The following is a 24,915-nucleotide window of genomic DNA, read 5'->3' as shown; positions in this document are numbered from 1 at the left end:
CGGCTTGCCGGCGTCGGCGCTCTCAAGATCGCTGTCGCCGGCAAGCCGGACTGCTACGTTTGAATCAATGAGCCCAACCAGAATAAGCCCCACTGAACATGACTGAACACGAAATGATCGGAGCCGGCCTCGGCACAATCATTGGAGCGGTATTGGCGCTGACAGGCGCCGGCGGCGGGATTCTTGCGGTGCCGTTGCTGGTTTTCGCATTGCACCTGAGCATGGTCGAGGCAGCACCCGTCGGGCTGCTGGCCGTGGGCCTGGCCGCTGCGGTCGGCGCGTTGCTGGGCTTGCGTCAGGGCATCGTGCGTTATCGGGCGGCGCTGTTCATCGCCCTGATCGGCATGTGCCTGACGCCCCTGGGCCTGTGGCTGGCGCACCAGATCCCCAACGCGCCGCTGGCACTGGCCTTCGCCGGGGTGCTGATCTACGCCTGCGCGCGTATCTATCGCAAGGCGGCCCACGAGCTTCACCACGGCAAGCCACCGGAGCGCGCGGCGTTCCTGCCCTGCGTGCTCAACCCGCTGGAAGGCCGCCTGCGCTGGACCCTGCCCTGCGCACGCTCGCTGGCGATCACCGGCGTGGTGTCGGGCGTGCTGTCCGGGCTGCTGGGCGTGGGGGGCGGCTTCGTCATCATCCCGGCCCTGACCCGCTACACCGACCTGGACATGAAAAGCATCGTCGCCACATCGCTGGCGGTGATCGCCCTGGTGTCCACCGGCAGCGTCATCAGCGCCAGCTTCAGCGGCGTGATGCACTGGGCGGTCGGCGTGCCGTTTGCGGCGGGGGCCGTGGTGGGGTTGATCGCCGGACGGCAGATGGCGCGGTTTCTCGCTGGGCCCAGGCTGCAGCAGTTGTTTGCCGTGACCGGGTTTGTTGCGGCGGTGCTGTTGATCGTCAAAACCTTGGGCTAACGAACACCACCGCCTGTAGGAGCGCGCTTGCCCGCGACGGCGTCGTGTCATCCGACAAATTTGTCACAGGCACACCGCCGTCGTCCGGATGCGGCCCAGACCAAGCGCGCTCCTACAGGGTTGTGGCCTGCAACCCTGCCAGCAGCAGCCGCTGATACAGGTCCTCGCGCAGGCCCTGCGGATCATCCAGCTCCATGCGCCGCAGATGCTCAGGAAACGCCTCGGGCTCCGGCGCCTCTAGCGCCGCCTTGCCCAGATCGAGAATCTCGGTGAGCTTGAACTTGCTCTTGAGCCAGTTCAGCGCCCGCAGCAGATCCCGCTCCACCGGGGTGAAGTCAGTCCCCAGCGGGTATTCCACGAACAACGGCGCAAACTGGTCGCGTATCTCCTTCAACCGCTGGGGCGTGTTGCGGGTGAACAACGGGTCGAGCCGGAACCCCTTAGGCAACTTGCCCGCCTTCTGCGCCTGGTCGATCAGCCCCTGCTGAAAACGTGAGTCGGTGACGTTGAGCAAGGCTTCGATCACCGCCGCATCAGTCTTGCCGCGCATGTCGGCGATGCCATATTCGGTGACGACGATGTCGCGCAAATGCCGAGGAATGGTTGTGTGCCCGTATTCCCAGACGATGTTGGAGCTGACCTCGCCGCCGGACTCACGCCAACTGCGCAAAATCAGGATCGAGCGGGCACCCTCCAGCGCATGGGCCTGGGCGACGAAGTTGTACTGCCCGCCCACGCCGCTGACCACCCGCCCATCCTCCAGTTGGTCGGAGACCGCCGCGCCAAGCAGGGTGACGGTAAACGAGCTGTTGATGAACCGCGCATCCTTGCGCTGTGCGCGCTTGAGCGCCTCGTTGCCGTATAGCTCGTTGATGTAGCTGATGGCGGTCATGTCGATCTGCGCCAGTTGCTCGGGCGTGAACTCACCCAGACGCTGATAGAAGCTGCGCGGGCCGAGGAAAAATCCGCCGTGGATCAGCACGCCATTGTCATGGACCGACTCATCGAGCAGACCCGCGTCCGCCTGCTGCTGCAAGGTCACGTCGGGATAGACCTTGCGCCGGATGATCCCGGCATCGAGCAACACCAGCAGGCCGTTGACCAGCATCTCGCTGCAACCGTATAGCCCCGCGCCAAAAGGCATGACCCCGCCTTCGGCCTCGATCAACGGCCGCCAGGTGGAGATCCCGTCCAGCTCGGCCAGGCACGCGCGATACATGTCGTTGTTGGCCTGCCGCGCCAGCAAGGCCGCCGTCAGCGCATCGCCCATCGAGCCGATGCCGATCTGCAATGTCCCACCATCGCGCACCAGGGTGCTGGCGTACAGGCCAATGAAATGGTCCTGAAACCCCACCGGCATGTTGGGCGTGGAGAACAGCGTGCTGCGCTCCGGGTGTTCGATCAGCAGGTCGAAGGTGTCGATGCCCACCTCGGCATCGCCGGGCATGTAGGGCAAGTCGGTGTGGACGTGGCCAAGCATGAGGATGTTTTCGCCAAGCGCACGACGTTTTTCCAGCATGGGCAGCAGGTCGAGGGTGATGTCGGGGTTGCAGCTCAGGCTCAGGTGATCCGGGCGCTGGGGATCGTGGGCGACCAGTTGCGCCACCAGGTTCAGGCCATTGGCATTGATGTCCCGGGCGGCATGGCTGTAGTTGCTGCTGACGTAGTCCTGCTGCGCCGCAGGGCTGCCCAGAAGGCTGCCGGGCTGCATGAAGAACTGCTCGACGTGCACGTTTTCGGGCAGGCTGTTCTTGTGCAGGTCGGTGAGAAAGTCCAGCTCGGGGTAGTCGCCGAAGACCCGTTCGAGGAACGGCTCCAGAAACCGCCCCTGCAACCCGTCACCCGCCTTGGGACGCCCCAGGCACAACGCGGTGTAGATCGTCAGTTGCCGCTGGGGCAAGGTCTTGATGCGGGCATAGAGCGCGTTGGCAAAGCGATTGGGCTTGCCCAGCCCCAACGGCATGCCCATGTGGATGTGCGGCGGCAGTTCGGCCAGTGCATGGTCGACGGCTTGCTCGATCGAGCAGGAATGGGGCATCCGGCCTCTCCTGAAGGGTCATTCGATGGAGCTTGGACCGGGCGGGGGCGGGTTTTGCTGCAAATCTTGCGGCATGGCAACGTCCCGTAGCAGCACGGCTTGCCGGCGGGGGCGGCGTGTCAGACAACACATCCGTGGCAGGGACACCGCTCCCGCCGGCAAGCCGTGCTGCTACGGGACCGCGTGCATCTTATAAACCCGACATCTTCTTGATCGCGCCCTTGAGCTCTTCGTCCGAGCAATCGGCGCAGGTGCCCTTCGGTGGCATGGAATTGATGCCCGTGATCGCCTTGGCCAACAGACCGTCCAGGCCGCCCTGCTCCTTGGCGCGCTTGCCCCAGTCGGCGCTGTCGCCGATCTTCGGTGAGCCCAGCAGGCCCGAGCCGTGGCAGGCGTTGCAATGTTTGCCGATCACATCGTCAGGCGACTTCGCGCCCCCGCCGCCGCCCGCAGTGGCCGCGACGTCCATGCCCGGGCACTCCTTGCCTTGCACGCAAACCTGCCCGACCGGTTCGAGTCGCTTGGCAAGATCGTCTTGAGTGGTGGCCTGGGCGGTCAGCACCCACATGGCCAGACCTGCAACTGCAGCGAGGATCTTATTGGTATGGTTCACGCTTTCACCCTCATGGTGGCTATAACGCTCCTGCGATCACGGTAAGTCGCAGGTGACGAGATTATAGCGGGTCGCCCGTTGGTCGTAACATCCCTGAAGACAGCAGGGTTATTGACACATCGACCCGAGGGCTTCGCCCCCCACCGGCACAAGGATGGGGAGAACGCGTGAATCAGAAGTTCGCCGGGGTGGCAGCGCTGATGAGCCGCGCCGGAGCGTCGAACGGATTGCGAAAGCGATGGGGTCGGGTGCTTTCGAAATAGTAGCTGTCGCCAGCCTCGAGCACATAAGTATCGAGACCGACCACCAGTTCAAGGCGTCCTTCGACCAGAATGCCGGTCTCCTCGCCTTCGTGGACGAGCATTTCGTCGCCCGTGTCGGCGCCTGGCGGATACACCTCGGTGAGGAATGCTATCGCCCGGCCAGGATGGGATTTGCCCACCAGCTTCATGGTCACGGCGCCGTCCGAAATATCGATCAGCTCGCTGGCCTTGTACACCACCTGCGTGGGGTTCTGCGGCTCAAGCTCTTCGGAAAAGAACTCCACCATGGACATTGGAATGCCGCCCAGCACTTTTCGCAGGGAGCTGATCGAGGGGCTGACGCTGTTCTTCTCGATCATGGAAATGGTGCTGTTGGTCACGCCCGCTCTTTTGGCGAGTTCACGTTGCGACAGACCTTTCAGTTTGCGAATGGATTGCAGTCGTTCGCCGACGTCCAATGCGGGGGTCCTCCTTATAGTCAATCACGGTCTACGGGTCGCAATGATCGCAACCGCGTTCAGTATTTACAACACTTGACCAGATTAGCAAAGGGACCCGCACCCGCCAGCGTCGGCGGGTGTTTGTCTGAGGTGGGCGCGCCTAAGGCCTCAAGCCTCGGAATAGAGCCGTGGCACGCGCTTGAGGTTGCAGAAGATCTGATAGGGAATGGTGCCGGCACTGGAAGCGACGTCGCTGGCCAACACGTTCTTGCCCCACAATTCGACGCGGCTGCCCAGGCCTGCACCCGGAACGTTGGTCAGGTCGACGCAGAGCATGTCCATGGAAACACGCCCTAGCAGTTGGCTGCGATGGCCATCGATCATCACAGGGGTGCCCGTGGGTGCCTGGCGTGGATAACCGTCGGCATAACCCATGGCCACCACGCCGATGCGCATGGGGCGGTCGGTGACGAAGGCGCCGCCATAGCCAACGGGTTCGCCAGCGGGCAGGTCACGGACGCAGATGACTTTGGATTCGAGGGTCATGACCGGTTGCAAGCGGTCAGCCACCGGCTGCGACTGATCGAAAGGCGTCGCGCCGTACAGCATGATCCCGGGACGGACCCAGTCGCTCGGCACCTTGGGCCAGCCCATGACGCCCGGGGAATTGCGCAGGCTGATCTCAGCCGACAGTCCTTCGCGTGCTGTCTGGAAGATCGCCACTTGTTCGTCGGTGCGGGTGCTGTCGAGTTCGTCGGCGCGGGCGAAGTGGCTCATCAACACCACCTTCGCGACCTTGCCGCTGGCCTGCAGGCGCTGGCAGGCGGCCTGGTATTCGGCGGGGTGGATACCGACGCGATGCATACCCGAATCCATCTTCAGCCAGACCGTCAGCGGCTTGCCGACCGCCGTGCGCTCGATGGCCTCGAGCTGCCAGGTGGAGTGCACCACGCACCAGAAATCGTGCTCGACAATCAGCGAGAGCTCTTCTGCCTCGAAAAAACCTTCCAGCAGCAAGACCGGCGCACGAATACCCGCGTGGCGCAGTTCCAGGGCTTCCTCGATGCAGGCCACGGCAAAACCGTCGGCTTGGGATTCCAGTGCCTGAGCCACCCGTACCGCGCCGTGCCCATAGGCATCGGCCTTGATGACCGCGAGCGCTTTGGCACCCGTGGTTTCGCGGGCCAGTTGGTAGTTGTGGCGCAGGGCTTGAAGATCGATGAGGGCGCGGGCTGGACGCATGGTGGGGCTCGGGTCTGAAGTGTTCGGACTGTAGGAGCGCGCTTGCCCGCGATTGAGGTATGTCTGTTACGAATGGCTCGACTGACACACCGCTGTCGCGGGCAAGCGCGCTCCTACAGGGACGTTTGTGGCATTACGGCAAAGCAGCGACTACGGACATCTCGATCAGCACATCCGGCGCGGCCATCTTCGCTTCGACGGTGGCACGGGCTGGGGCGAAGCCTTTGGCCAACCAGGTGTCCCAGATGCCGTTCATGGTGGCGAAGTGGGAGCCGATGTCATTCAGGTAGATCGTCACCGACAACAGACGGCTCTTGTCGGTGCCAGCCAGATCCAGCAGGCGCTCGATATTGCCGAGCACTTCGCGGGTCTGTTGCTCGATGTTCCCGGTCATGTCGTTGGCCACTTGGCCGGCAAGGTAAACGGTGCCGTTGTGGATGACGACCTGACTCATGCGCTCATTGGTGAGCTGGCGCTGTACTGACATGTTTTGCGATCTCCTTGGAACTGCCATAGCGGGAAATATCGAGGCCTTCGGCGCTGATCTGAGGCTTTTTGCGGGCGATCAGGTCGGCCAGCAAACGACCGGAGCCGCAGGCCATGGTCCAGCCCAGTGTTCCGTGGCCGGTATTGAGGAACAGGTTGCGATACGGAGTGGCACCCACGATAGGCGTGCCGTCCGGCGTGGTCGGGCGCAGGCCGGTCCAGAAACTGGCCTGGGCCAGATCGCCGCCCTGAGGATAGAGATCGTTGACGATCATCTCCAGCGTTTCACGCCGACGGGGATTCAGCGAGAGGTCAAAACCGGCAATCTCGGCCATGCCGCCGACGCGGATGCGGTTGTCGAAACGGGTGATCGCCACCTTGTAGGTTTCGTCCAGGATGGTCGAGGTCGGGGCCATGGCGGAATTGGTAATCGGCACAGTCAGCGAGTAACCCTTGAGCGGATAGACCGGCGCCTTGATGCCCAGCGGCTTGAGCAACTGCGGAGAGTAGCTGCCCAGCGCCAGCACGTAGCGGTCAGCGGTTTCCAGCTTGCCGTTCACACGTACGCCGTTGATCCGGTCGCCGGCGAAATCGATCGACTCGATCGACTGGCCGAAACGGAATTCAACGCCTAACTTCACACACATCTCGGCCAGGCGCGTGGTGAACATCTGGCAGTCGCCGGTCTGATCGTTCGGCAGACGCAGGGCGCCGCTCAGAATGTTGCTGACGCTGGCCAGCGCCGGTTCGACCCGGGCAATGCCTTCGCGATCCAGCACTTCGTAAGGCACACCGGCCTGTTCCAGCACGGCGATGTCCTTGGCGGCGTTGTCCACCTGCTCCTGGGTGCGGAACAGCTGGGTGGTGCCCAGGCTGCGGCCTTCGTAGGCAATACCGGTTTCGGCGCGCAGTTCGTCCAGGCAATCGCGGCTGTACTCGGACAGGCGCACCATGCGCTCCTTGTTCACGGCATAGCGGTTTTGCGTGCAGTTACGCAGCATTTGCGCCATCCACAGATACTGATCGATGTCGGCAGTGGCCTTGATCGCCAGCGGAGCGTGACGTTGCAACAGCCATTTGATGGCCTTGAGCGGCACGCCCGGCGCGGCCCACGGCGAGGCATAGCCAGGCGAAACCTGACCTGCGTTGGCGAAACTGGTTTCCATGGCAGCGGCAGGCTGACGGTCGACGACAGTCACCTCGAAGCCAGCACGGGCCAGGTAATAAGCACTGGTGACACCGATTACGCCACTTCCAAGGACCAGAACGCGCATGTTGATTTCCTCATCGCGGATATCCGCTGACGTTTTCAAGTTTTAAACAAGGATGTGCGCAGTATATGCAGCGATGAGCAGTGCATTTAACTGTATAAAATCCTATATTCAGCTTTAATTCTCGACAACGAAGGCTTTGACCAGAGGGGGTTGTTCGATGCGCACCCAACACCAGTCCAAACGTGAGCTGGACAAGATCGATCGCAACATCCTGCGCATCCTGCAGGGCGACGGCAGAATCTCCTTCACGGAGCTGGGCGAGCGCGTGGGGCTGTCTACCACGCCCTGTACGGAGCGGGTCAGAAGGCTTGAGCGCGAAGGAATCATCATGGGCTACAGCGCCCGCCTCAACCCGCAGAATCTCAAGGCCAGCCTGCTGGTGTTCGTCGAGATCAGCCTGGATTACAAGTCCGGCGACACCTTCGAGGAATTCCGCCGCGCCGTGCTCAAACTGCCCCATGTGCTGGAGTGCCATTTGGTGTCGGGGGACTTCGACTACCTGGTCAAGGCGCGCATCTCGGAGATGGCGTCCTATCGCAAGCTGCTGGGGGACATCCTGCTCAAACTGCCCCATGTGCGGGAGTCCAAGAGCTATATCGTGATGGAAGAGGTGAAAGAGAGCCTGAACCTGCCGATTCCGGAGTGACACACAAATCCCTGTAGGAGCGCGCTTGCCCGCGACGACGTCGTGTCAGACGACATCGATGTCACAGATCCACCGCAGTCGCGGGCAAGCGCGCTCCTACAGGCGTTGCGTCAGACCAACACCTGCCGCGTCGAGGCGATGAATTCGTGCACCTGCATCTCGACTCTGGGATGAATCAGGACTTCAGGGCGGCGACCATTGGGGCATGGCAGGGACGCGGTGGTGCCAAACAGCCGACAGATCAGCGGGCGTTCGTCGTAGACCGTGCAGCCGCCGGGCCCGAGATGCACGCAGTTCAATTCGTTGAGCGCCGCTTCCTGCTCGGCGGCCGTCTTGCGCGGCAGGCGGGCCATTTCTTCGGAAGAGGTGGTGACGGGGCCGCAGCAGTCATGGCAGCCGGGCACGCATTCGAAAGACGGGATCTGCCGCCGCAAGTCGCGGATTTTCTGGCTGTTGCAGCTCATCGCGTCAGATTTCCCTGTGAAAGGCTCTATTGTGCCTCACCCCTGGCGCGGGTTAAAACCTGCGGGCGATCCCTGCCCTCTCTGCGCCATTCCAGGCTTTGCGAGTGATCGACCAGCTCAGTCCTTCCAAAATGGTTTGATCCCCTCGTTACGCGCCTGCTCATAGCTCAAGCCAATATCGCGCAGCTGGTCAGCTGTCAGCCGGAGCAGCGCGCGACGGGTCGCCCGACGATGCTGAAACAGCCCCCACAGGCTCAACCCCTCGGGCGCGTTCACTCGGACCGATACGCCCTGCTCTTCAACCAGTTCCTGTGCATACAGCGTCAACCTGACATCGCTCATCCCGCTCATTTCCAGACACCTCATCATGGGTTTGCAGTGAATCCATGATGCGTCTGTATGGAAAACCATTACAGATCCAAAGAATTCCAATTTTTTGCATACAGATCCAGCACAGCCCTGGCTGAATGCTGTATTTTTGCCCTATCTGTATCGGTCGAATACCGGAACATCCTGCGGGAGTACGCCATGACCCTCTACGTCAATCTTGCCGAACTGCTCGGCACGCGCATCGAAAACGGTTTCTATCGCCCCGGCGACCGGCTGCCGTCGGTCCGTGCCTTGAGCCTGGAACACGGCGTGAGCCTGAGCACCGTGCAGCAGGCCTATCGATTGCTGGAAGACAACGGACTGGCGTCCCCCCGGCCCAAGTCAGGGTATTTCGTCCCAGTAGGACGCAAGACACCCGCCTTGCCCGCCGTAGGACGCCCCGCACAAAGGCCTGTGGATATTTCGCAATGGGACCAGGTGCTGGAACTGGCCCGCGCCACGCCCAGCCCGGATATCGTGCAACTGGCGCGCGGCATGCCGGACATCACCAGCCCCACGTTGCGCCCCTTGATCCAGGCGCTGGGCAAGATCAACCGCCGCCTGGACATGCCCGGCCTGTATTACGACAACGTCCACGGCACCCAGGTGTTGCGCGATCAGGTCGCGCGGTTGTTGCTGGACTCGGGCACCAGCATCGCGCCGGACGACCTGGTGATTACCACCGGGGCGCAGGAGGCACTGGCCGTCAGCATTCGCTCGATCTGTGAGCCTGGCGATATCGTCGCCGTGGACTCGCCCAGCTTCCACGGCGCCATGCAGGCCCTCAAAGGCCTGGGCATGAAGGCGCTGGAAATCCCCACGGACCCCATCACCGGTATCAGCCTGGATGCGCTGGAGCTGGCGCTCGAACAATGGCCGATCAAGGCCATACAACTGACGCCCAACTGCAACAACCCGTTGGGCTACATCATGCCCGAGGACCGCAAGCGCGCCCTGCTGACCCTGGCGCAACGCTTTGACGTGGCGATCATCGAGGATGATGTCTACGGCGACCTCGCCTACAACTACCCTCGCCCGCGCACCATCAAATCCTTCGACGAAGATGGCCGCGTGCTGCTCTGCAGCTCGTTTTCCAAGACCTTGGCGCCGGGCCTGCGGGTGGGCTGGGTAGCGCCGGGGCGCTATCTGGACCGCGTGCTGCACATGAAGTACATCAGCACCGGCTCCACCGCGACCCAGCCGCAACTGGCGATTGCCGAATTCCTTCAGGCCGGCTTCTACGAGCCGCACATGCGCCGGATGCGCGGCCAGTACCAGCGCAGCCGGGACCTGATGACCGACTGGGTGACCCGCTATTTCCCGGAGGGCACGCGGGTCAGCCGCCCGCAGGGTGGCTTCATGCTCTGGATCGAGCTACCGGAGGATTTCGACTCCCTGCGTCTGAATCGCGCACTGGAAGGCCAGGGCGTACAGATTGCGGTCGGAAACATCTTTTCGGCGTCGGGCAAATACAGAAACTGCCTGCGCATGAACTTCGCCGCCAAACCCACACCTCAGATCGAAGAGGCCGTGCGCAGGGTAGGCGTCACGGCCGCACGGCTGATGGCGCAAACTGAGCCGGCATGACTTAACCTTTTGCCGAAAATGCGGTCATATCGCCATGGTGGACCATTCGGATGACTGCGTTGACACACAAATGGGCACAGCCCCTCTTTCTGGCGTTTGCCCTGGTTCTGGGTGGCTGCACTCACTCGCCCGTGCAACAGGACGGCCCGACCCAGGCGCTGCTGGCATCAGAATCGGCCTTTGGCCGCTCGATCCTGGCCCAGGCCGCACCCCATGAAGGCCGCTCGGGCTTTCGCCTGCTGCCCAACAGCACCGAAGCCTTCATGGCGCGAGCCGAGCTGATCCGCAACGCCAAGACCAGCCTGGACCTTCAGTACTACATCGTCCACGACGGCCTGAGCACCCGGGCGCTGGTGGACGAACTGCTCAAGGCCGCCGATCGCGGCGTGCGCGTGCGCATCCTGCTGGATGACACCACCAGCGACGGCCTGGATGAAGTCATTGCCACCCTCGCCGCCCACCCCAACATCCAGATTCGCCTGTTCAATCCGCTGAACCTGGGCCGCAGCACTGGCGCCACCCGCTCGCTGGGCCGGCTGTTCAACCTGTCGCTGCAACACCGGCGCATGCACAACAAGCTCTGGCTGGCCGACAGCGCCGTGGCCATCGTCGGCGGGCGCAACCTGGGCGACGAATATTTCGACGCCGAGCCCAACCTGAATTTCACCGACATCGACATGCTCAGCGTCGGCCCGGTCGCCGAGCAGTTGAGCCACAGCTTCGACCAGTACTGGAACAGCACTCTGAGCAAGCCGGTCGATGATTTTCTGTATTGGCCGCCTGACATGAAGGATCTGGCCGAAGCGCGCAAACGCCTGGCCGCATCGCTGGATCAGTCTCACGTCGAGAAGAAGGCCCTGTATGAGCGGCTGATGGCCTACAAGACCCATCCGCGCATGAAGACCTGGCTCAACGAACTGATCTGGGCCCATAACCAGGCGCTGTGGGATGCGCCGACCAAGGTGCTGTCTCGCGGTGAGCCCGATCCGCACCTGCTGCTGACCACCCAGCTGAGCCCGGACCTGCTGAACGTGCATCAGGAACTGATGATGATTTCGGCGTATTTCGTGCCCGGCCAGCAGGGCCTGACCTACCTGACCGGCCTTGCCGACAGCGGCGTATCGGTGAGCCTGCTGACCAACTCGCTGGAGGCCACCGATGTGCCTGCAGTGCATGGCGGCTACGCGCCCTATCGCAAGGCGCTGCTGGCCCATGGCGTGAAGCTGTTCGAACTGCGCCGCCAGCCTGGAGACCCGAGCAACCGCGGCAGCGGGCCGCGTTTTCTGCGCACCAAGACCTTCAAGGGCGGCTCCGAATCGAGCCTGCACAGCAAGGCGATGATCTTCGACCAGCGCAAGACCTTCGTCGGCTCGTTCAACTTCGACCCGCGCTCGGTGCTGTGGAACACCGAGGTCGGCGTGCTGGTGGACAGCCCCGAGCTGACCGGCTACCTGCGTGATCTGGCCCTGCAAGGTATGGCGCCGGCCATCAGCTACCAGGCCAAGCTGGAAAACGACCGCGTGGTGTGGGTCACCGAAGACAACGGCAAGATGCACACGATCTACAAGGAGCCCGGGGACTGGTGGCGCAGGCTCAATGCCTGGTTTGCCAGCGCGGTAGGCCTTGAGCGGATGCTTTAAGCCGCGACAGGTTGCGGACCGAACGCCTCTCGGCGCCGGGACAACACCACCAGGCCCATGGCGCCCGCAGCCATCAACAACGGCAGCGCCTGTCCGCTGATCCATTGGCTTCCCGCCCCGGCCGCCAACGGCCCGAGCAGACAGCCGACGCCCCACAGCTGCGCCACGTGGGCGTTGGCCCGCACCAACGCGTCGTCGCGATAACGCTCGCCGATCAAGATCAGCGACAGGGTGAACAGCCCGCCCGCGCTGGCGCCGAACAGCACCCACAGCGGCCAGATCGCAATCGTGTCGATGAACAGCGGAATCGCCAGGCTCGACAGCATCAGGGCCAGCGCGCATCCGGAGAACAGGCCCCGGCGCGAAATCCGGTCGGCCAGCGCACCAATCGGCAGTTGCAGCAAAGCGTCGCCGACCACCACGGTGCTGACCATTGCCAGGGCAATTTCAGGGGTAAAGCCCTGCTCCAGGCAATACACCGGCAACAAGGTCAGAATCATCGCTTCAAAACCGGCGAACAAGGCAATGGCCCACGCGATGGCAGGCAATTCCCGACAGAAGCCGCCCAGATCGCGCAGGCTGACATGACTTTCCTCGGCACTCGGCGCGCCGGTTCGCCCCAGCAGCACGAACGGCGAGACAGCAAGCAGGGCTGTGCCGATCCAGAAGCCGTAGTCGTGCCCGGTGCCGATCACGCCCAGCAGCACCGGCCCGCCCAACTGGCTCAGGGCATAGCAACTGCCGTACAGCGCCACCAGCTTGCCGCGCAGGTTTTCGGTGACCAACTGGTTGATCCAGCTTTCGCCGAGGATGAACACCATGGTCAGGATCACGCCGAGCATCAGGCGCAAGCCCAGCCAGATCCAGTAATGCGGGAGCAGCGCTAAAAGCCCCACGGAAATCGAACCGCCCCACAGGCACAGGCGCATCAGGTTCGCCGTGCCCAGCATCGCCGCCAGGCGACTGGCCAGGCCCGCGCCCAGCAGCACGCCGATGGCCGGCATCGCTGCCATGACGCCGATCGCGAAGCTGCCATAGCCCCAGGCCTCAAGGCGAAGCGACACCAACGGCATGCTCACGCCCAGCGCCAGGCCGACGCTCAGCACGGACGACAGCACCGCAAAATAGGTACCCCAACGCATTGCTGCCCTCCCGCCGAGACAAAACAGCCGGGCTCTTTTGAGGGGAACCCGGCTGCTCATGATATCGATGTTGCCTGAACCGACGCCTTCGCGAGCAAGCTCGCTCCCACAGGCGTAAGCGATCCCTGTGGGAGCGAGCTTGCTCGCGAATGAAGCCGCCGCGCAGTTCAGGCGTCTGCGCGAACCCTTCTTACAACTTGATCCAGGTCGCTTTCAGCTCGGTGTACTTGTCGAACGCATGCAGCGACTTGTCGCGGCCGTTGCCCGACTGCTTGAAGCCACCGAACGGCGCGGTCATGTCGCCACCGTCGTACTGGTTGACCCACACGCTACCGGCGCGCAGCGCACGAGCCGTCAGGTGCGCCTTGGACAGGTCAGCCGTCCACACCGCCGCCGCCAGGCCGTATGGCGTGTCGTTGGCGATCTGCACCGCTTCTTCTGCGGTATCGAAGGTCAGCACCGACAGCACCGGCCCGAAGATTTCTTCCTGGGCGATCTTCATGGCGTTGGTCACGCCGTCGAAAATCGTTGGCTCCACGTAGGTGCCGCCGGTTTCCTGAAGAATGCGCTTGCCGCCAGCGACCAGCTTGGCGCCATCGGTGTGGCCGGCTTCGATGTACGACAGCACGGTGTTCATCTGCTGGGTATCGACCAGCGCGCCCACGTTGGTCGCAGGGTCCAGCGGGTTGCCCGGCTTCCAGGCCTTGAGCGCCTCGATCACCATCGGCAGGAATTTGTCCTTGATCGAACGTTCCACCAGCAAGCGCGAACCGGCGGTACAGACTTCGCCCTGGTTGAAGGCGATGGCACTGGCCGCCGATTCAGCCGCTGCCTGCAGATCAGGCGCATCAGCGAAAACGATGTTCGGGCTCTTGCCGCCCGCTTCCAGCCAGACGCGCTTCATGTTGGATTCGCCGGAGTACACCAGCAATTGCTTGGCGATCTTCGTCGAGCCGGTAAACACCGCAGTGTCGACGTCCATGTGCAGCGCCAGCGCCTTGCCGACGGTGTGACCGTAGCCCGGCAGCACGTTCAGCACGCCAGCAGGAATGCCGGCTTCGATAGCCAGTTGCGCAACACGGATGGCGGTCAGCGGGGATTTTTCCGACGGCTTGAGCACCACCGAGTTACCGCTCGATAGCGCAGGGCCCAGTTTCCAGCAGGCCATCAGCAGCGGGAAGTTCCACGGCACGATGGCCGCAACCACGCCGATAGGCTCGCGGGTCACCAGACCCAGTTGGTCGTGGGGGGTGGCTGCAACTTCGTCATACAGTTTGTCGATGGCCTCGCCACTCCAGCTCAACGCCTGCGCGGAGCCCGGGATGTCGATGCCATAGGAGTCGCTGATCGGCTTGCCCATGTCGAGGGTTTCGAGCAGGGCCAGCTCTTCGATGTTTTCCTTGATGAGCGCCGCGAAGCGAATCATCGCTGCCTTGCGCTTGACCGGTGCCAGACGCGACCAGGCGCCGGAATTGAAGGTCTTGCGGGCGCTTTCCACGGCACGCTGGGCGTCGGCTGCATCGCAGCTGGCAACCTTGGCCAGGAACCGGCCATCGACCGGGCTGATGCAGTCGAAGGTGGTGCCGGATGCGGCGTCGGTGTACTCGCCATGGATGAAGGCACGGCCTTCGATCTTCAGATTCTGGGCGCGTTTTTCCCAGTCAGCTTGAGTCAGGGTGGTCATGAAACGTCCTCCTCTTGTGAATTGTGCGCGCCCTCGCGCTCATGAACCGTGCTGCAGGAGATCACCTGACGCGCTGCCGGATCGGCCAAAGGCATCCGTCACCCTAAACCAGCCTTGAGGGAATTTCCAATATATTGGACAAAAATAGGCTAAAAGGCGTTTTATCGTGCATTTTATTCAACAGCCGGTCTGTCAGTCCGTCAGAGGGATCTGGCACTATCGCAACACAGCCTCACTCAATCACCATCTTCCATCGCCCATTCAGGAGCCAGGGACATGAGCATCGAAAGCATCGTCGATTTCAGCGAAGCCAGCACCAGCGCAGAACGCTACACGCCAGCGGCAGAGAAGATTCTCAAGGGCGATCCGGCGCAAACCCTCTACAACCACTACAACAGCCCCTGCGGGCAGATGAACGCGGGCGTGTGGGAAGGCGAAGTGGGCCAATGGAAGGTCAACTACACCGAGCATGAATATTGCGAGATCGTGCAGGGGGTTTCGGTGCTGCGCGATGAGCAAGGCAACGCCAAGACCCTGCGTGCGGGGGATCGGTTCGTGATTCCGGCGGGGTTCAAGGGGACCTGGGAAGTGCTGGAGGCGTGCCGCAAGATCTACGTGGTGTTCGAACAGAAAGCCTGACCTGTAGGAGCGCGCTTGCCCGCGATTGCGGTGTGTCAGCCAAAGAAATTTCACAGACACAACGCAATCGCGGGCAAGCGCGCTCCTACAAGAATCCGTCGCCCACAAAAAAGCCCGCATCGCTGCGGGCTTTTTCGTAAGAGGCGAAAATCAATTACTTGATTTTGGCTTCTTTGTAGATCACGTGCTTACGAGCAACCGGATCGAATTTTTTAATTTCGATTTTGTCCGGAGTGGTGCGCTTGTTCTTGTCGGTGGTGTAGAAGTGGCCGGTATTAGCGGTCGACACCAGACGGATCAATTCACGCATGATTCTCTCCCTTAAACCTTGGCGCCAGCAGCGCGGATTTCGGCCAGAACAACCGTGATGCCACGCTTGTCGATGATACGCATGCCTTTAGCAGATACGCGCAGACGTACGAAGCGTTTCTCTTCCTCAACCCAGAAGCGATGATGCTGCAGGTTTGGCAGGAAACGACGACGGGTTTTGTTGTTTGCGTGGGAAATGTTATTCCCGGTTACCGGACCCTTACCGGTAACTTGACAGACTCTCGACATGCCTCAGCCCTCTAAAACCACATGCCCAACCCGGCATGGGTTGGCCGCTTAATCTCTCAGTCATTTGGCGCCAGGCGCCGCGTTTCTTCAGGGGTCTTACCGGCCACACCTGCGGTGAAGGCAGCGGGCCCCTAGAAAAGAGCGCTGCTTTATACCAGAAACCCTTTGGAGCAACAACACAAACGACGAATTACCTGCAAGAAACTCAGGGCTTTGAGTCTGGCAGGGCCAGCGCCAAGGGGCGCGACGGGAAATATACCACTCGTCGCGCCAGAGCGATTGTTCTGGGCCGACGCATGGTCTAGGGTTGATCTCTCTCCAGACTGCGCCGGCAGATGGGCCATTTCAGAAAGGAAACTCGCCATGCGCCTAGCTGTTTTACCCCTGTTGCTTGCGTCCCTGTCCGCCCCCCTGATGGCGCAGGCCGCGACCAGCCTGAGCGTTTGCACCGAAGCCAGCCCCGAAGGCTTTGACGTGGTGCAATACAACTCGCTGACCACCACCAACGCCTCGGCCGACGTGCTGATGAACCGCCTGGTCGACTACGACGCCCAGACCGGCAAGCTGGTGCCCAGCCTCGCGGAAAGCTGGAGCGTCTGGCCCGACGGGCTGACCTACGACTTCAAGTTGCGCTCCGGGGTGAAATTCCATCACACCGACTATTTCACCCCAACCCGCGACTTCAACGCCGATGACGTGGTGTTCAGCTTCCAGCGCATGCTTGACCCTGCCAACCCGTGGAACAAGGTCGCGGTGCAGGGCTTCCCGCACGCCCAGTCCATGCAGTGGCCATCGCTGATCAAGAAGGTCGAGGCGCCGGATGCCAATACCGTGCGCATAACCCTGGACCACCCGGACGCGACCTTCCTCGCCACCCTGAGCATGGGCTTCGCCTCTGTCTATTCGGCCGAATACACCGCGCAACTGATGAAAGCCGGCACGCCGGAGAAGCTCAACAGCCAGCCAATCGGCACCGGGCCGTTCATCTTCAAGCGTTTCCAGAAGGATTCGGTGGTGCGCTATGAAGCCAACCCGGATTACTTCGCCGGCAAACCGGCGGTCGATGCGCTGATCTACGCGATCACCCCCGATGCCAACGTCAGGCTGCAACGCATCCGCCAGAACGAATGCCAGATCGCCCTCTCGCCCAAGCCGCTGGACGTCAGTGAAGCAGGCAAGGATCCGAACCTGAAAGTCGAAAAGACTGACGCATTCATGACCGCTTTCATCGCGATCAACAGCCAGCATCCGCCGCTGGACAAGCCCGAGGTGCGCCAGGCGATCAACCTGGCGTTCGACAAGGACACTTACCTCAAGGCGGTGTTCGAAGGCTCGGCCCGTGCCGCCAATGGCCCGTACCCGCCGAACACCTGGGGTTACGCCAGCGACCTGCCCGGCTACAAGCATGACGTGGCGAAAGCCAAGGACCTCTTGGCCAAGGCCGGGTTGAAGGACGGTTTCAAGACCACGATCTGGACCCGCCCTTCCGGCAGCCTGCTGAATCCCAACCCCAATGCGGGCGCGCAACTGCTGCAGAATGACCTCGCGGCGGTGGGCATCAAGGCGGAAATCAAGGTCATCGAGTGGGGCGAGCTGATTCGTCGCGCCAAGACCGGCGAGCATGACCTGCTGTTCATGGGCTGGGCCGGCGACAACGGCGACCCGGATAACTTCCTGACGCCGCAGTTCTCATGCGCGGCGGTGAAGTCCGGCACCAACTTCGCGCGTTACTGCGATGAAGGCCTGGACAAGCTGATCAGCGAAGGCAAGGCCGTGCCGGACCAGGACAAGCGCAGCAAGCTGTATCACCAGGCCCAGGAGCAGATCCAGAAACAGGCCCTGTGGCTGCCGCTGGCACACCCGACCGCCTTCGCGCTGACCCGCAAGAATGTGCTGGGTTATGACGTCAGCCCGTTCGGACGGCAGGATTTCGCCAAGGTGATGGTGAAGTAGGACGAAGGATCCCTGCTTCCCTGTGGGAGCGCGCTTGCCCGCGATGGCGGTGTGTCAGTCGACGGATTCGTCTCAGGCACACCGCCGTCGCGGGCAAGCGCGCTCCTACAGGCATCAAGGCCTACATCAACCCATGCTCCACCATCGACAACGGATCACCGTCGCCGATGATCACATGGTCGATCACCACGACATCCACCATCGCCAACGCTTTCTTCAGGCTTTGCGTCAGGTCGATATCCGCCTGGCTGGCCTCGCACACGCCGGACGGATGGTTGTGGCAGAGGATTACCGCCGCGCAGTTGTGCGCCAGCGCCCGCTTGACCACCTGCCGGGCATGCACATGGGCCATGTTGATCGAGCCCTGAAACAGCGCTTCGAACGCCTGCACGCGGTTCTTGCTGTCCAGGAACAGACACCCGAACACCTCGTGAGGCTCGTGCCGCAGCAAGGCCTTCAGGTAGCTGCGCACCTGTGTCGGGCTACCCATCACCGAGCCGCGCCTGAGGTCCTCGCCCATATTGCGCCGGGCGATTTCCATGACGGCCTGCAATTGCGCAAACTTGGCCGGGCCCAGGCCCATTTCGCTGCTGAACGCGGCCAGATTGGCATCGAGCAGCGCCCGCAGGCTGCCGAACCGGCTCAGAAGATGCCGGGCCAGGTCCACGGCGCTCTTCCCCGACACACCCGTGCGCAGGAAGATAGCCAACAGCTCGGCATCGGAAAGGCTCGCAGCCCCTCGTTCGAGCAACTTCTCCCGGGGCCTTTCGGCGGCTGGCCAATCGCGAATACTCATAGCACCTCCCTGACTGTGGGCGCCGCTGTTCCCGTGCGGTCGCTGTGCTATCTTAGCCATCTTTTTTACGCGGCAGCCGGGCCTTGGGAGGCGACTTGTTTGCCGCGTGTAAACTCGACCAAAAGGCAGGCCTATGCAGCGGCTGTATCGCAAACGAATCGTTCTTGGCGTCGGCGGTGGCATCGCGGCTTATAAAAGTGCAGAGCTGGTGCGTCGATTGCGCGACCACGGCGCCGAAGTACGCGTGGTCATGACCCGTGGCGGCGCCGAGTTCATCACCCCACTGACCATGCAGGCGCTGTCCGGCCACCCGGTTCACCTCGATCTGCTGGACCCGGCGGCAGAAGCCGCGATGGGCCACATTGAACTGGCCAAGTGGGCCGACCTCGTGCTGATAGCCCCGGGCACTGCCGACCTGATGGCGCGCCTGGCCCAGGGCATCGCCAATGACCTGCTGACCACCGTGGTGTTGGCCACCGACGCTATCGTCGCGGTCGCGCCGGCCATGAACCAGGCCATGTGGCGCGACCCGTCCGTGCAGGCCAACCTTGCGACTCTGGAATCCCGCAACTTCCGCATCTTCGGCCCTGCCAGTGGCAGCCAGGCCTGTGGCGACGTGGGTTACGGCCGCATGCTCGAACCCAACGACCTTGCGCAACTGGCCGCCGATTGCTTCGAGCGCCTGACGCTGACCGGCAAACACGTACTGATCACCGCCGGCCCGACCCAGGAAAACATCGACCCGGTGCGCTACATCACAAACCACAGCTCCGGGAAAATGGGCTTCGCCCTGGCCGAAGCTGCCGTGGAAGCCGGTGCACGGGTCACGCTCATCACCGGCCCCGTGAACCTGCAGACCCCGGACCGGGTGACGCGCATCGACGTGGTCAGCGCCCGCGACATGCTCGCCGCCTGCGAAGCCGCCATGCCCTGCGATCTGTTCATCGCGTCTGCCGCAGTCGCTGACTACCGCCCGGAAGTCGTCGCCCCACAAAAATTGAAGAAAGACCCTACGAAGGGAGATGGCTTGCTGCTGCAGATGGTTCGCAACCCGGACATTCTGGCGACCATCGCCCAGCGTGAGGACCGCCCCTTCAGTGTCGGTTTCGCCGCCGAAACCGAGAACCTGCTCGACTACGCCGCGCGCAAGCTCAAGGACAAGAACCTTGATCTGATCATCGCCAATGACGTCGCCAACCCAAGCATTGGCTTCAACAGCGAAGAGAACGCCTGCAGCGTGATCGACCGGGCATTGCACGAAACGCTTTTCGCACAGACCAGCAAGGGCAAGATTGCCCGCCAGCTGGTGACTTTTATCGCTGACCGTATGAAACAGGTTTAATCACGTATGCACGCTCTACAAGCCAAGATCCTCGACCCACGCATTGGCGGCGAATTCCCGCTTCCGGCCTACGCCACCACAGGCTCGGCCGGCCTGGACCTGCGCGCCATGCTCAAAGAGGACACGGTGCTTGAGCCCGGCCAGACCCTGCTGATCCCGACCGGCCTGTCGATCTACATCGCAGACCCGAGCCTGGCCGCGCTGATCCTGCCGCGTTCGGGCCTGGGCCATAAGCACGGCATCGTGCTGGGCAACCTCGTCGGCCTGATCGACTCCGATTACCAGGGCGAGTTGATGGTCTCCTGCTGGAACCGTGGCCAGACCGCGTTCAAGATCTCCATCGGCGAGCGCATCGCACAGCTGGTACTGGTGCCCGTGGTTCAGGCGCACTTCGAAGTGGTTCAGGAATTCGACGAAAGCCAGCGTGGCGCAGGCGGTTTCGGACATTCCGGCAGCCATTGATCGTGCGGCACAATTCACTGGCAGGCCTGCCGATGAAGCCCTGAGCGGGCCTGGCAGGATGCAGAACACCTCATCCGCACCCGTAAGACCGAGCAGGGAGAGTCGAGTTTGAAAGGCATCAAACGCACAGCCAAAGCGGCCGCAGGCCAGGAAACGACTGATGCAACGGTCAAGGACGCCAACCTGAGCCTGGCAAGCCCGGGCCTTCTCCCTTCGCTCATCGGCATAGTGGCCGCCGGGGTCCTGGTCTGGCTCGGCCTGATGAGCCAGCCCCAGCAACAGGACCAGTTGGCCCAGGCCTGGGGCACCGCTCAAGCCGGCGCCATCGGCAAGGCCCTGCGCCAGATCAACGCCGGCACCCAGGCTGCCGCGCAGGACCCTGCATTGGGTGAAGCCCTGCAAAGCAACGACCCGGCGCGGATCGAAGCCGTCCAGAGTCAACTTGCCCACCGTGACAGCGTCATCGGCGCGCGCGTGAACCCCATCGGCTTCAACACCGTCGACAATCAGGGCGCCCTGCCGATCAGCTTTGCGACCCTGGACATGCTCGCCAAGGCCGCCAAAGGCGAGACGCCCACCCCCGAAGCCCGCAAGGTGGGCGACAACTGGGTGGTCTACAGCGTCGCACCGGTGCGCACTTCCGCCGATGCGCCCGTCACCGGCACCCTGCTGCTGGGTTTCAAACTGCAACGGCTGACCAACGCCCTGCCAGAGGCACCCGCCGACGTCGGCCAGATCGTGCTGAGCCAGCAGTTTGGCGATGCAGCCGCCCAGAGCTTCCTGACCCGCGGGCAAACCGATGGCGGCCGCCCGATCGAATTCGCCACCGGCTTCCCCAACTGGAAGCTGACGTTCGCCCCCGGCCCCGCCCTGGTGTCTTCACCGCCCTCGCTGATGTTGCTCCTGGCGGCGCTGGTGGCCATTGGCAGCGTGCTGTTGGGTCTGTACCTGAACGAAAGCGCGCTCAAGCGCCGGGTCAAGGCCGACGCCCGGCAGCTGGAACAATTGCTTGAAGAACTCTCGGGCGGCAAAGCCGTCAAAGCCTTCAGCCTCAGCCTGCCGGCCCTGAACAGCCTGGCGCAGAGCATGGCGCGGATCTCGTTGCGCACCCCGCCGACCCCGGTCGTCGCCAGCAACGGTTCTGCCGCGACCCCGTCCAGCTCGCCAGGCAGCAAGGCTGTCTTTACGTCGCAGGATACCGATGACAGCGAGCTGACCGATCCACTGTTTCAGGACACAGACATTCTCGATCTCGATGTCATCGACGAGTCGCAGTTTCTGGAGTCGGAGCAATCCCACGCAATGAGCAGCACCGTTTCCATCGCACCTGCATTTCCGGACACCATCTTCCGCGCCTATGACATTCGCGGCATCGTCGGCGAAACCCTCAGCGGCGAAACCGCCTACTGGATCGGCCGCGCCATCGGTGCCCAGACCCAGGCACAGGGCGAACCCAACGTCAGCGTCGGCCGCGACGGTCGCCTTTCCGGCCCGGAACTGGTGGCCCAACTGATCAAAGGCCTGTACGACAGCGGCTGCCACGTCAGCGATATCGGCCTGGTGCCGACGCCCGCGCTGTACTACGCCGCCAACGTGCTGGCCGGCCGCACCGGCGTGATGCTCACCGGCAGTCACAACCCCAAGGACTACAACGGCTTCAAGATCGTGATCGCGGGCGACACTCTGGCCAACGAGCAGATCCAGGCGCTGCACGACCGCATCAAGCGCAACAACCTGCCGCCGGCCAAGGGCAGCGTCAGCAAAGTCGATATTCTTGACCTGTACAAAGGCCAGATCATCAACGATGTGGTGCTGGCGCGGCGCATGAAAGTGGTGGTGGATTGCGGCAATGGCGCAGCCGGGGTCATCGCGCCCCAACTGCTCGAAGCCCTCAATTGTGAAGTCATCCCGCTGTTCTGCGAGGTCGACGGCAGCTTCCCCAACCACCATCCGGACCCGGGCAAACTGGAAAACCTCCAGGACCTGATCGCCAAGGTCAAGGAAACCGGCGCCGACGTGGGCCTGGCATTCGACGGCGATGGCGACCGCGTAGGTGTCGTCACCAACGCGGGCAGCGTCGTATACCCTGACCGCCTGTTGATGCTGTTCGCCCGCGATGTGGTCAAGCGCAATCCGGGTGCCGACGTCATTTTCGACGTCAAATGCACACGGCGCCTGATTCCGTTGATCCAGGAGTACGGCGGGCGTCCGGTGATGTGGAAAACCGGTCATTCGTTAATCAAGAAGAAGATGAAGGAAAGCGGCGCGCTGCTGGCTGGCGAGATGAGCGGCCACATCTTCTTCAAGGAACGCTGGTTCGGTTTCGACGACGGTATCTACAGCGCTGCGCGCCTGCTGGAAATACTCAGCCAGGAAAAACTCAGCGCTGAAGAGCTGTTCCAGACCTTCCCGAACGATCTGTCTACACCGGAGATCAACGTCAAGGTTACCGAGACCAGCAAATTCAGCATCATCCAGGCGCTGGAGCGTGATGCGCAGTGGGGCAACGCCAACCTGACGAGCATCGACGGCGTACGCGTCGATTATCCGAAAGGCTGGGGCCTGGTTCGGGCTTCCAATACCACCCCGGTGCTGGTATTACGCTTCGAAGCCGAGACCGAGGCCGAACTGCAACGGATCAAGGACGTGTTCCGCACCCAGTTGAACAACGTAGCACCGGACCTAGAACTTCCTTTTTGATCAAATTTTCTTCAGTGGAGCCCAAATGACCCTCGAACGTGATGCCGCAGCCAACGCCGCCAAGGTCCTTTCCGAAGCGCTGCCTTACATCCGACGCTTCGTCGGCAAGACGCTGGTGATCAAGTACGGCGGCAACGCCATGGAGAGCGAGGAGCTGAAAACCGGCTTTGCGCGCGACATCGTGCTGATGAAGGCCGTGGGCATCAACCCGGTCGTGGTTCACGGTGGCGGCCCGCAGATCGGCGACCTGCTCAAGCGCCTGTCCATCGAGAGTCACTTCATCGACGGCATGCGCGTCACCGATGCCCAGACCATGGACGTGGTGGAAATGGTGCTGGGTGGCCAGGTCAACAAGGACATCGTCAACCTCATCAACCGTCACGGTGGCAGCGCCATCGGCCTGACCGGTAAAGACGCGCAACTGATCCGCGCGAAAAAGATGAACGTGACCCGCCAGACCCCGGACATGACCAAGCCGGAAATCATCGACATCGGCCACGTTGGCGAAGTCGTGGGCATCAACACCGATCTGCTGAACATGCTGGTCAAGGGTGACTTCATCCCGGTGATCGCGCCGATTGGCGTGGGCGCCAATGGCGAGTCCTACAACATCAACGCCGACCTGGTCGCGGGCAAGGTGGCCGAAGCGCTGAAAGCCGAAAAGCTGATGCTGCTGACCAACATCGCGGGCCTGATGGACAAGGAAGGGAAAGTATTGACCGGCCTGACCACCGAGCAGGTCAACGGCCTGATCGCCGACGGCACCATCTATGGCGGCATGCTGCCCAAGATCCGCTGCGCCCTTGAGGCCGTGCAGGGCGGCGTGACCACCTCGCACATCGTCGATGGCCGCGTACCGAACGCCGTGCTGCTGGAAATCTTCACCGACACCGGCGTCGGCACCCTCATCAGCAACCGCAAGCGCGCCTGATCGATCTCTAGACGGGCGAATCACTCGTAGCAGCACGGCTTGCCGGCGGGGGCGTCCTTGAGATCGCCCCCGCCGGCAAGCCGTGCTGCTACGGGAGATGTTTGCAGCAGAAAAACCTACTGCGTCAGCAACTGCTGCAATCGCGCGCGGTCCTGCGCGAAATCGGCGTCAGCCTGCTTGCGCGTGGTCTGGTACCGCAGGATGTCTCCTTTGAGATTCTGCTGCTGGTCGCGCACATCGCTCATCTGATCGATCAGGCTTTGCGGAACCTGACGCCCCGCTCGCTCCTGATCGGCCGCCTGCCCCTGCAACACCCCTTGCTGGGTCGCCAGGTTCTGGATATTGCCCTGGGCCACGGAAATCAGCGTATCGAGCTCCGCCAGCTTGCGCGTGCGGGCACGGTCGACGTCCGCCACGCTGCTGTACAAGTGCAGCAACTGCGCATCGGCATCGGCCTGGACCTTGGCCGCCTGCGCAGCCGCCTGGGCCTCGCGCATTTCATCGGCGGTCGGCGCAGGGGGCACCACCTGGATGACCCGCCCGCGCTGGTTGAGCACCTCATAGCCCTTGCCGGAATACTCCGCCGGCACCTGACGGTCCATGACGGTCACGCCACGGCTGTCGATGTACCGGTAGAACATGATGCCCGGGCTGTCATCGGCTTGAACGCCTGCGATGCAACCGACACTCAGCAACAACGAAAGACCTACTGCGCCCGGCTTGAGCATAAAA

The 24,915-nt window shown here is 62.5% G+C and carries 24 protein-coding genes; 10 read left to right on the top strand and 14 right to left on the bottom strand.

Translation table 11 applies throughout. The annotated features are described in order from the left end of the window. Positions 1-98: 98 nt before the first annotated feature. Positions 99-914 (top strand): sulfite exporter TauE/SafE family protein, encoded by an 816-nt coding sequence (locus ACIPO9_RS03565; protein ID WP_400606123.1) that lies wholly within the window; start codon positions 99-101, stop codon positions 912-914. A gap of 112 nt (positions 915-1,026) precedes the next feature. Here ACIPO9_RS03565 and ACIPO9_RS03560 read toward each other — a convergent pair whose 3' ends face one another. From ACIPO9_RS03560 to dadA, 6 genes are all read right to left on the bottom strand, one after another. After that, complete coding sequence (locus ACIPO9_RS03560) at positions 1,027-2,952, bottom strand: acetyl-CoA hydrolase/transferase C-terminal domain-containing protein (protein ID WP_400778905.1); 1,926 nt, start codon at positions 2,950-2,952, stop codon at positions 1,027-1,029. 190 nt (positions 2,953-3,142) lie between these two features. Then, positions 3,143-3,520 (bottom strand): c-type cytochrome, encoded by a 378-nt coding sequence (locus ACIPO9_RS03555; RefSeq protein WP_400606371.1) that lies wholly within the window; start codon positions 3,518-3,520, stop codon positions 3,143-3,145. Positions 3,521-3,737: 217 nt separating this feature from the next. Continuing rightward, positions 3,738-4,286 carry a cupin domain-containing protein gene (locus ACIPO9_RS03550; protein WP_274133093.1) on the bottom strand — a complete coding sequence of 183 codons (549 nt, stop codon included), beginning with the start codon at positions 4,284-4,286 and terminating at the stop codon, positions 3,738-3,740. Between the two features lie 150 nt (positions 4,287-4,436). Beyond that, positions 4,437-5,510: an alanine racemase gene (gene alr, locus ACIPO9_RS03545; protein WP_400778903.1), complete on the bottom strand. Its 1,074-nt coding sequence runs from the start codon at positions 5,508-5,510 to the stop codon at positions 4,437-4,439. Between the two features lie 133 nt (positions 5,511-5,643). Next, positions 5,644-5,997 (bottom strand): RidA family protein, encoded by a 354-nt coding sequence (locus ACIPO9_RS03540; RefSeq protein ID WP_274133095.1) that lies wholly within the window; start codon positions 5,995-5,997, stop codon positions 5,644-5,646. Further along, entirely contained in the window at positions 5,969-7,270 is a 1,302-nt protein-coding gene (dadA, locus tag ACIPO9_RS03535; RefSeq protein ID WP_274133096.1) for a D-amino acid dehydrogenase, read from the bottom strand. The genes ACIPO9_RS03540 and dadA overlap by 29 nt, the downstream gene beginning before the upstream one ends. 157 nt (positions 7,271-7,427) lie before the next feature. On the opposite strand from dadA, the gene dadR reads away from it, so the two are divergent. Further along, entirely contained in the window at positions 7,428-7,916 is a 489-nt protein-coding gene (gene dadR / locus ACIPO9_RS03530; RefSeq protein ID WP_274133097.1) for a transcriptional regulator DadR, read from the top strand. 110 nt (positions 7,917-8,026) lie between these two features. On the opposite strand, the gene ACIPO9_RS03525 is transcribed toward dadR, so the two are convergent. Beyond that, on the bottom strand, positions 8,027-8,380 hold the full coding sequence (locus ACIPO9_RS03525; protein ID WP_400778901.1) for a YkgJ family cysteine cluster protein: 354 nt from the start codon (positions 8,378-8,380) through the stop codon (positions 8,027-8,029). 117 nt (positions 8,381-8,497) lie between these two features. Continuing rightward, on the bottom strand, positions 8,498-8,731 hold the full coding sequence (locus ACIPO9_RS03520) for a DUF1127 domain-containing protein (RefSeq protein WP_274133099.1): 234 nt from the start codon (positions 8,729-8,731) through the stop codon (positions 8,498-8,500). A 177-nt stretch (positions 8,732-8,908) separates the two neighbouring features. Here ACIPO9_RS03520 and ACIPO9_RS03515 point away from each other — a divergent pair, with 177 nt between their 5' ends. After that, positions 8,909-10,336 carry a PLP-dependent aminotransferase family protein gene (locus ACIPO9_RS03515; RefSeq protein WP_274133100.1) on the top strand — a complete coding sequence of 476 codons (1,428 nt, stop codon included), beginning with the start codon at positions 8,909-8,911 and terminating at the stop codon, positions 10,334-10,336. Positions 10,337-10,395: 59 nt separating this feature from the next. Continuing rightward, positions 10,396-11,976 carry a phospholipase D family protein gene (locus ACIPO9_RS03510; RefSeq protein WP_400779233.1) on the top strand — a complete coding sequence of 527 codons (1,581 nt, stop codon included), beginning with the start codon at positions 10,396-10,398 and terminating at the stop codon, positions 11,974-11,976. Here the strand turns inward: ACIPO9_RS03510 and ACIPO9_RS03505 are convergent. Beyond that, entirely contained in the window at positions 11,973-13,118 is a 1,146-nt protein-coding gene (locus ACIPO9_RS03505; RefSeq protein ID WP_274133101.1) for an MFS transporter, read from the bottom strand. The genes ACIPO9_RS03510 and ACIPO9_RS03505 overlap by 4 nt on opposite strands. A 190-nt stretch (positions 13,119-13,308) precedes the next feature. Next, positions 13,309-14,802: an aldehyde dehydrogenase gene (locus ACIPO9_RS03500; RefSeq protein ID WP_274133102.1), complete on the bottom strand. Its 1,494-nt coding sequence runs from the start codon at positions 14,800-14,802 to the stop codon at positions 13,309-13,311. 276 nt (positions 14,803-15,078) lie between these two features. Here ACIPO9_RS03500 and ACIPO9_RS03495 point away from each other — a divergent pair, with 276 nt between their 5' ends. Then, a complete protein-coding gene (locus tag ACIPO9_RS03495; protein WP_400778899.1) occupies positions 15,079-15,441 on the top strand; it encodes a cupin domain-containing protein in 363 nt (120 codons plus the stop codon). Positions 15,442-15,595: 154 nt separating this feature from the next. On the opposite strand, the gene rpmG is transcribed toward ACIPO9_RS03495, so the two are convergent. Next, positions 15,596-15,751 carry a 50S ribosomal protein L33 gene (gene rpmG / locus ACIPO9_RS03490; protein WP_062379766.1) on the bottom strand — a complete coding sequence of 52 codons (156 nt, stop codon included), beginning with the start codon at positions 15,749-15,751 and terminating at the stop codon, positions 15,596-15,598. 11 nt (positions 15,752-15,762) lie between these two features. Beyond that, positions 15,763-15,999, bottom strand: a complete 237-nt coding sequence (rpmB, locus tag ACIPO9_RS03485) for a 50S ribosomal protein L28 (protein WP_274133105.1) — start codon at positions 15,997-15,999, stop codon at positions 15,763-15,765. A gap of 363 nt (positions 16,000-16,362) precedes the next feature. Between rpmB and ACIPO9_RS03480 the strand changes: the two genes are divergently transcribed. Then, positions 16,363-17,952 (top strand): ABC transporter substrate-binding protein, encoded by a 1,590-nt coding sequence (locus ACIPO9_RS03480; protein WP_400606146.1) that lies wholly within the window; start codon positions 16,363-16,365, stop codon positions 17,950-17,952. Positions 17,953-18,073: 121 nt separating this feature from the next. Here the strand turns inward: ACIPO9_RS03480 and radC are convergent, their stop codons facing one another. Continuing rightward, a complete protein-coding gene (gene radC / locus ACIPO9_RS03475) occupies positions 18,074-18,748 on the bottom strand; it encodes a DNA repair protein RadC (protein ID WP_274133109.1) in 675 nt (224 codons plus the stop codon). 133 nt (positions 18,749-18,881) lie between these two features. On the opposite strand from radC, the gene coaBC reads away from it, so the two are divergent. From coaBC to argB, 4 genes are all read left to right on the top strand, one after another. Further along, positions 18,882-20,090 carry a bifunctional phosphopantothenoylcysteine decarboxylase/phosphopantothenate--cysteine ligase CoaBC gene (gene coaBC / locus ACIPO9_RS03470; protein WP_400606149.1) on the top strand — a complete coding sequence of 403 codons (1,209 nt, stop codon included), beginning with the start codon at positions 18,882-18,884 and terminating at the stop codon, positions 20,088-20,090. Between the two features lie 6 nt (positions 20,091-20,096). Then, positions 20,097-20,552, top strand: coding sequence for a dUTP diphosphatase (gene dut, locus ACIPO9_RS03465; protein ID WP_274133111.1), 456 nt, complete (start codon positions 20,097-20,099; stop codon positions 20,550-20,552). A 1,302-nt stretch (positions 20,553-21,854) separates the two neighbouring features. Then, entirely contained in the window at positions 21,855-23,252 is a 1,398-nt protein-coding gene (locus tag ACIPO9_RS03460) for a phosphomannomutase/phosphoglucomutase (RefSeq protein WP_274133132.1), read from the top strand. A gap of 25 nt (positions 23,253-23,277) precedes the next feature. Then, complete coding sequence (gene argB, locus ACIPO9_RS03455) at positions 23,278-24,183, top strand: acetylglutamate kinase (RefSeq protein WP_400606153.1); 906 nt, start codon at positions 23,278-23,280, stop codon at positions 24,181-24,183. Positions 24,184-24,299: 116 nt separating this feature from the next. Here argB and ACIPO9_RS03450 read toward each other — a convergent pair whose 3' ends face one another. Further along, entirely contained in the window at positions 24,300-24,911 is a 612-nt protein-coding gene (locus ACIPO9_RS03450) for a DUF4124 domain-containing protein (protein WP_400778897.1), read from the bottom strand. Between the last annotated feature and the right edge of the window lie 4 nt (positions 24,912-24,915).

The organism is Pseudomonas sp. NPDC090203 (assembly GCF_044746765.1).
GTDB classification, from domain to species: domain Bacteria; phylum Pseudomonadota; class Gammaproteobacteria; order Pseudomonadales; family Pseudomonadaceae; genus Aquipseudomonas; species Aquipseudomonas putida_AD.
Note: the sequence above shows the minus strand (reverse complement) of the source record. Positions and strands in the feature narration are given on the sequence as shown.

Coding starts and splice junctions, on each gene's coding strand:
- ACIPO9_RS03565 (WP_400606123.1), top strand. CDS start 99: ATGACTGAACACGAAATGATCGGAGCCGGCCTCGGCACAATCATTGGA.
- ACIPO9_RS03560 (WP_400778905.1), bottom strand. CDS start 2,952: ATGCCCCATTCCTGCTCGATCGAGCAAGCCGTCGACCATGCACTGGCC.
- ACIPO9_RS03555 (WP_400606371.1), bottom strand. CDS start 3,520: ATGTGGGTGCTGACCGCCCAGGCCACCACTCAAGACGATCTTGCCAAG.
- alr (WP_400778903.1), bottom strand. CDS start 5,510: ATGCGTCCAGCCCGCGCCCTCATCGATCTTCAAGCCCTGCGCCACAAC.
- ACIPO9_RS03540 (WP_274133095.1), bottom strand. CDS start 5,997: ATGTCAGTACAGCGCCAGCTCACCAATGAGCGCATGAGTCAGGTCGTC.
- dadA (WP_274133096.1), bottom strand. CDS start 7,270: ATGCGCGTTCTGGTCCTTGGAAGTGGCGTAATCGGTGTCACCAGTGCT.
- dadR (WP_274133097.1), top strand. CDS start 7,428: ATGCGCACCCAACACCAGTCCAAACGTGAGCTGGACAAGATCGATCGC.
- ACIPO9_RS03525 (WP_400778901.1), bottom strand. CDS start 8,380: ATGAGCTGCAACAGCCAGAAAATCCGCGACTTGCGGCGGCAGATCCCG.
- ACIPO9_RS03520 (WP_274133099.1), bottom strand. CDS start 8,731: ATGAGCGGGATGAGCGATGTCAGGTTGACGCTGTATGCACAGGAACTG.
- ACIPO9_RS03515 (WP_274133100.1), top strand. CDS start 8,909: ATGACCCTCTACGTCAATCTTGCCGAACTGCTCGGCACGCGCATCGAA.
- ACIPO9_RS03505 (WP_274133101.1), bottom strand. CDS start 13,118: ATGCGTTGGGGTACCTATTTTGCGGTGCTGTCGTCCGTGCTGAGCGTC.
- ACIPO9_RS03500 (WP_274133102.1), bottom strand. CDS start 14,802: ATGACCACCCTGACTCAAGCTGACTGGGAAAAACGCGCCCAGAATCTG.
- ACIPO9_RS03495 (WP_400778899.1), top strand. CDS start 15,079: ATGAGCATCGAAAGCATCGTCGATTTCAGCGAAGCCAGCACCAGCGCA.
- rpmG (WP_062379766.1), bottom strand. CDS start 15,751: ATGCGTGAATTGATCCGTCTGGTGTCGACCGCTAATACCGGCCACTTC.
- rpmB (WP_274133105.1), bottom strand. CDS start 15,999: ATGTCGAGAGTCTGTCAAGTTACCGGTAAGGGTCCGGTAACCGGGAAT.
- ACIPO9_RS03480 (WP_400606146.1), top strand. CDS start 16,363: ATGCGCCTAGCTGTTTTACCCCTGTTGCTTGCGTCCCTGTCCGCCCCC.
- radC (WP_274133109.1), bottom strand. CDS start 18,748: ATGAGTATTCGCGATTGGCCAGCCGCCGAAAGGCCCCGGGAGAAGTTG.
- coaBC (WP_400606149.1), top strand. CDS start 18,882: ATGCAGCGGCTGTATCGCAAACGAATCGTTCTTGGCGTCGGCGGTGGC.
- dut (WP_274133111.1), top strand. CDS start 20,097: ATGCACGCTCTACAAGCCAAGATCCTCGACCCACGCATTGGCGGCGAA.
- ACIPO9_RS03460 (WP_274133132.1), top strand. CDS start 21,855: ATGAGCAGCACCGTTTCCATCGCACCTGCATTTCCGGACACCATCTTC.
- argB (WP_400606153.1), top strand. CDS start 23,278: ATGACCCTCGAACGTGATGCCGCAGCCAACGCCGCCAAGGTCCTTTCC.
- ACIPO9_RS03450 (WP_400778897.1), bottom strand. CDS start 24,911: ATGCTCAAGCCGGGCGCAGTAGGTCTTTCGTTGTTGCTGAGTGTCGGT.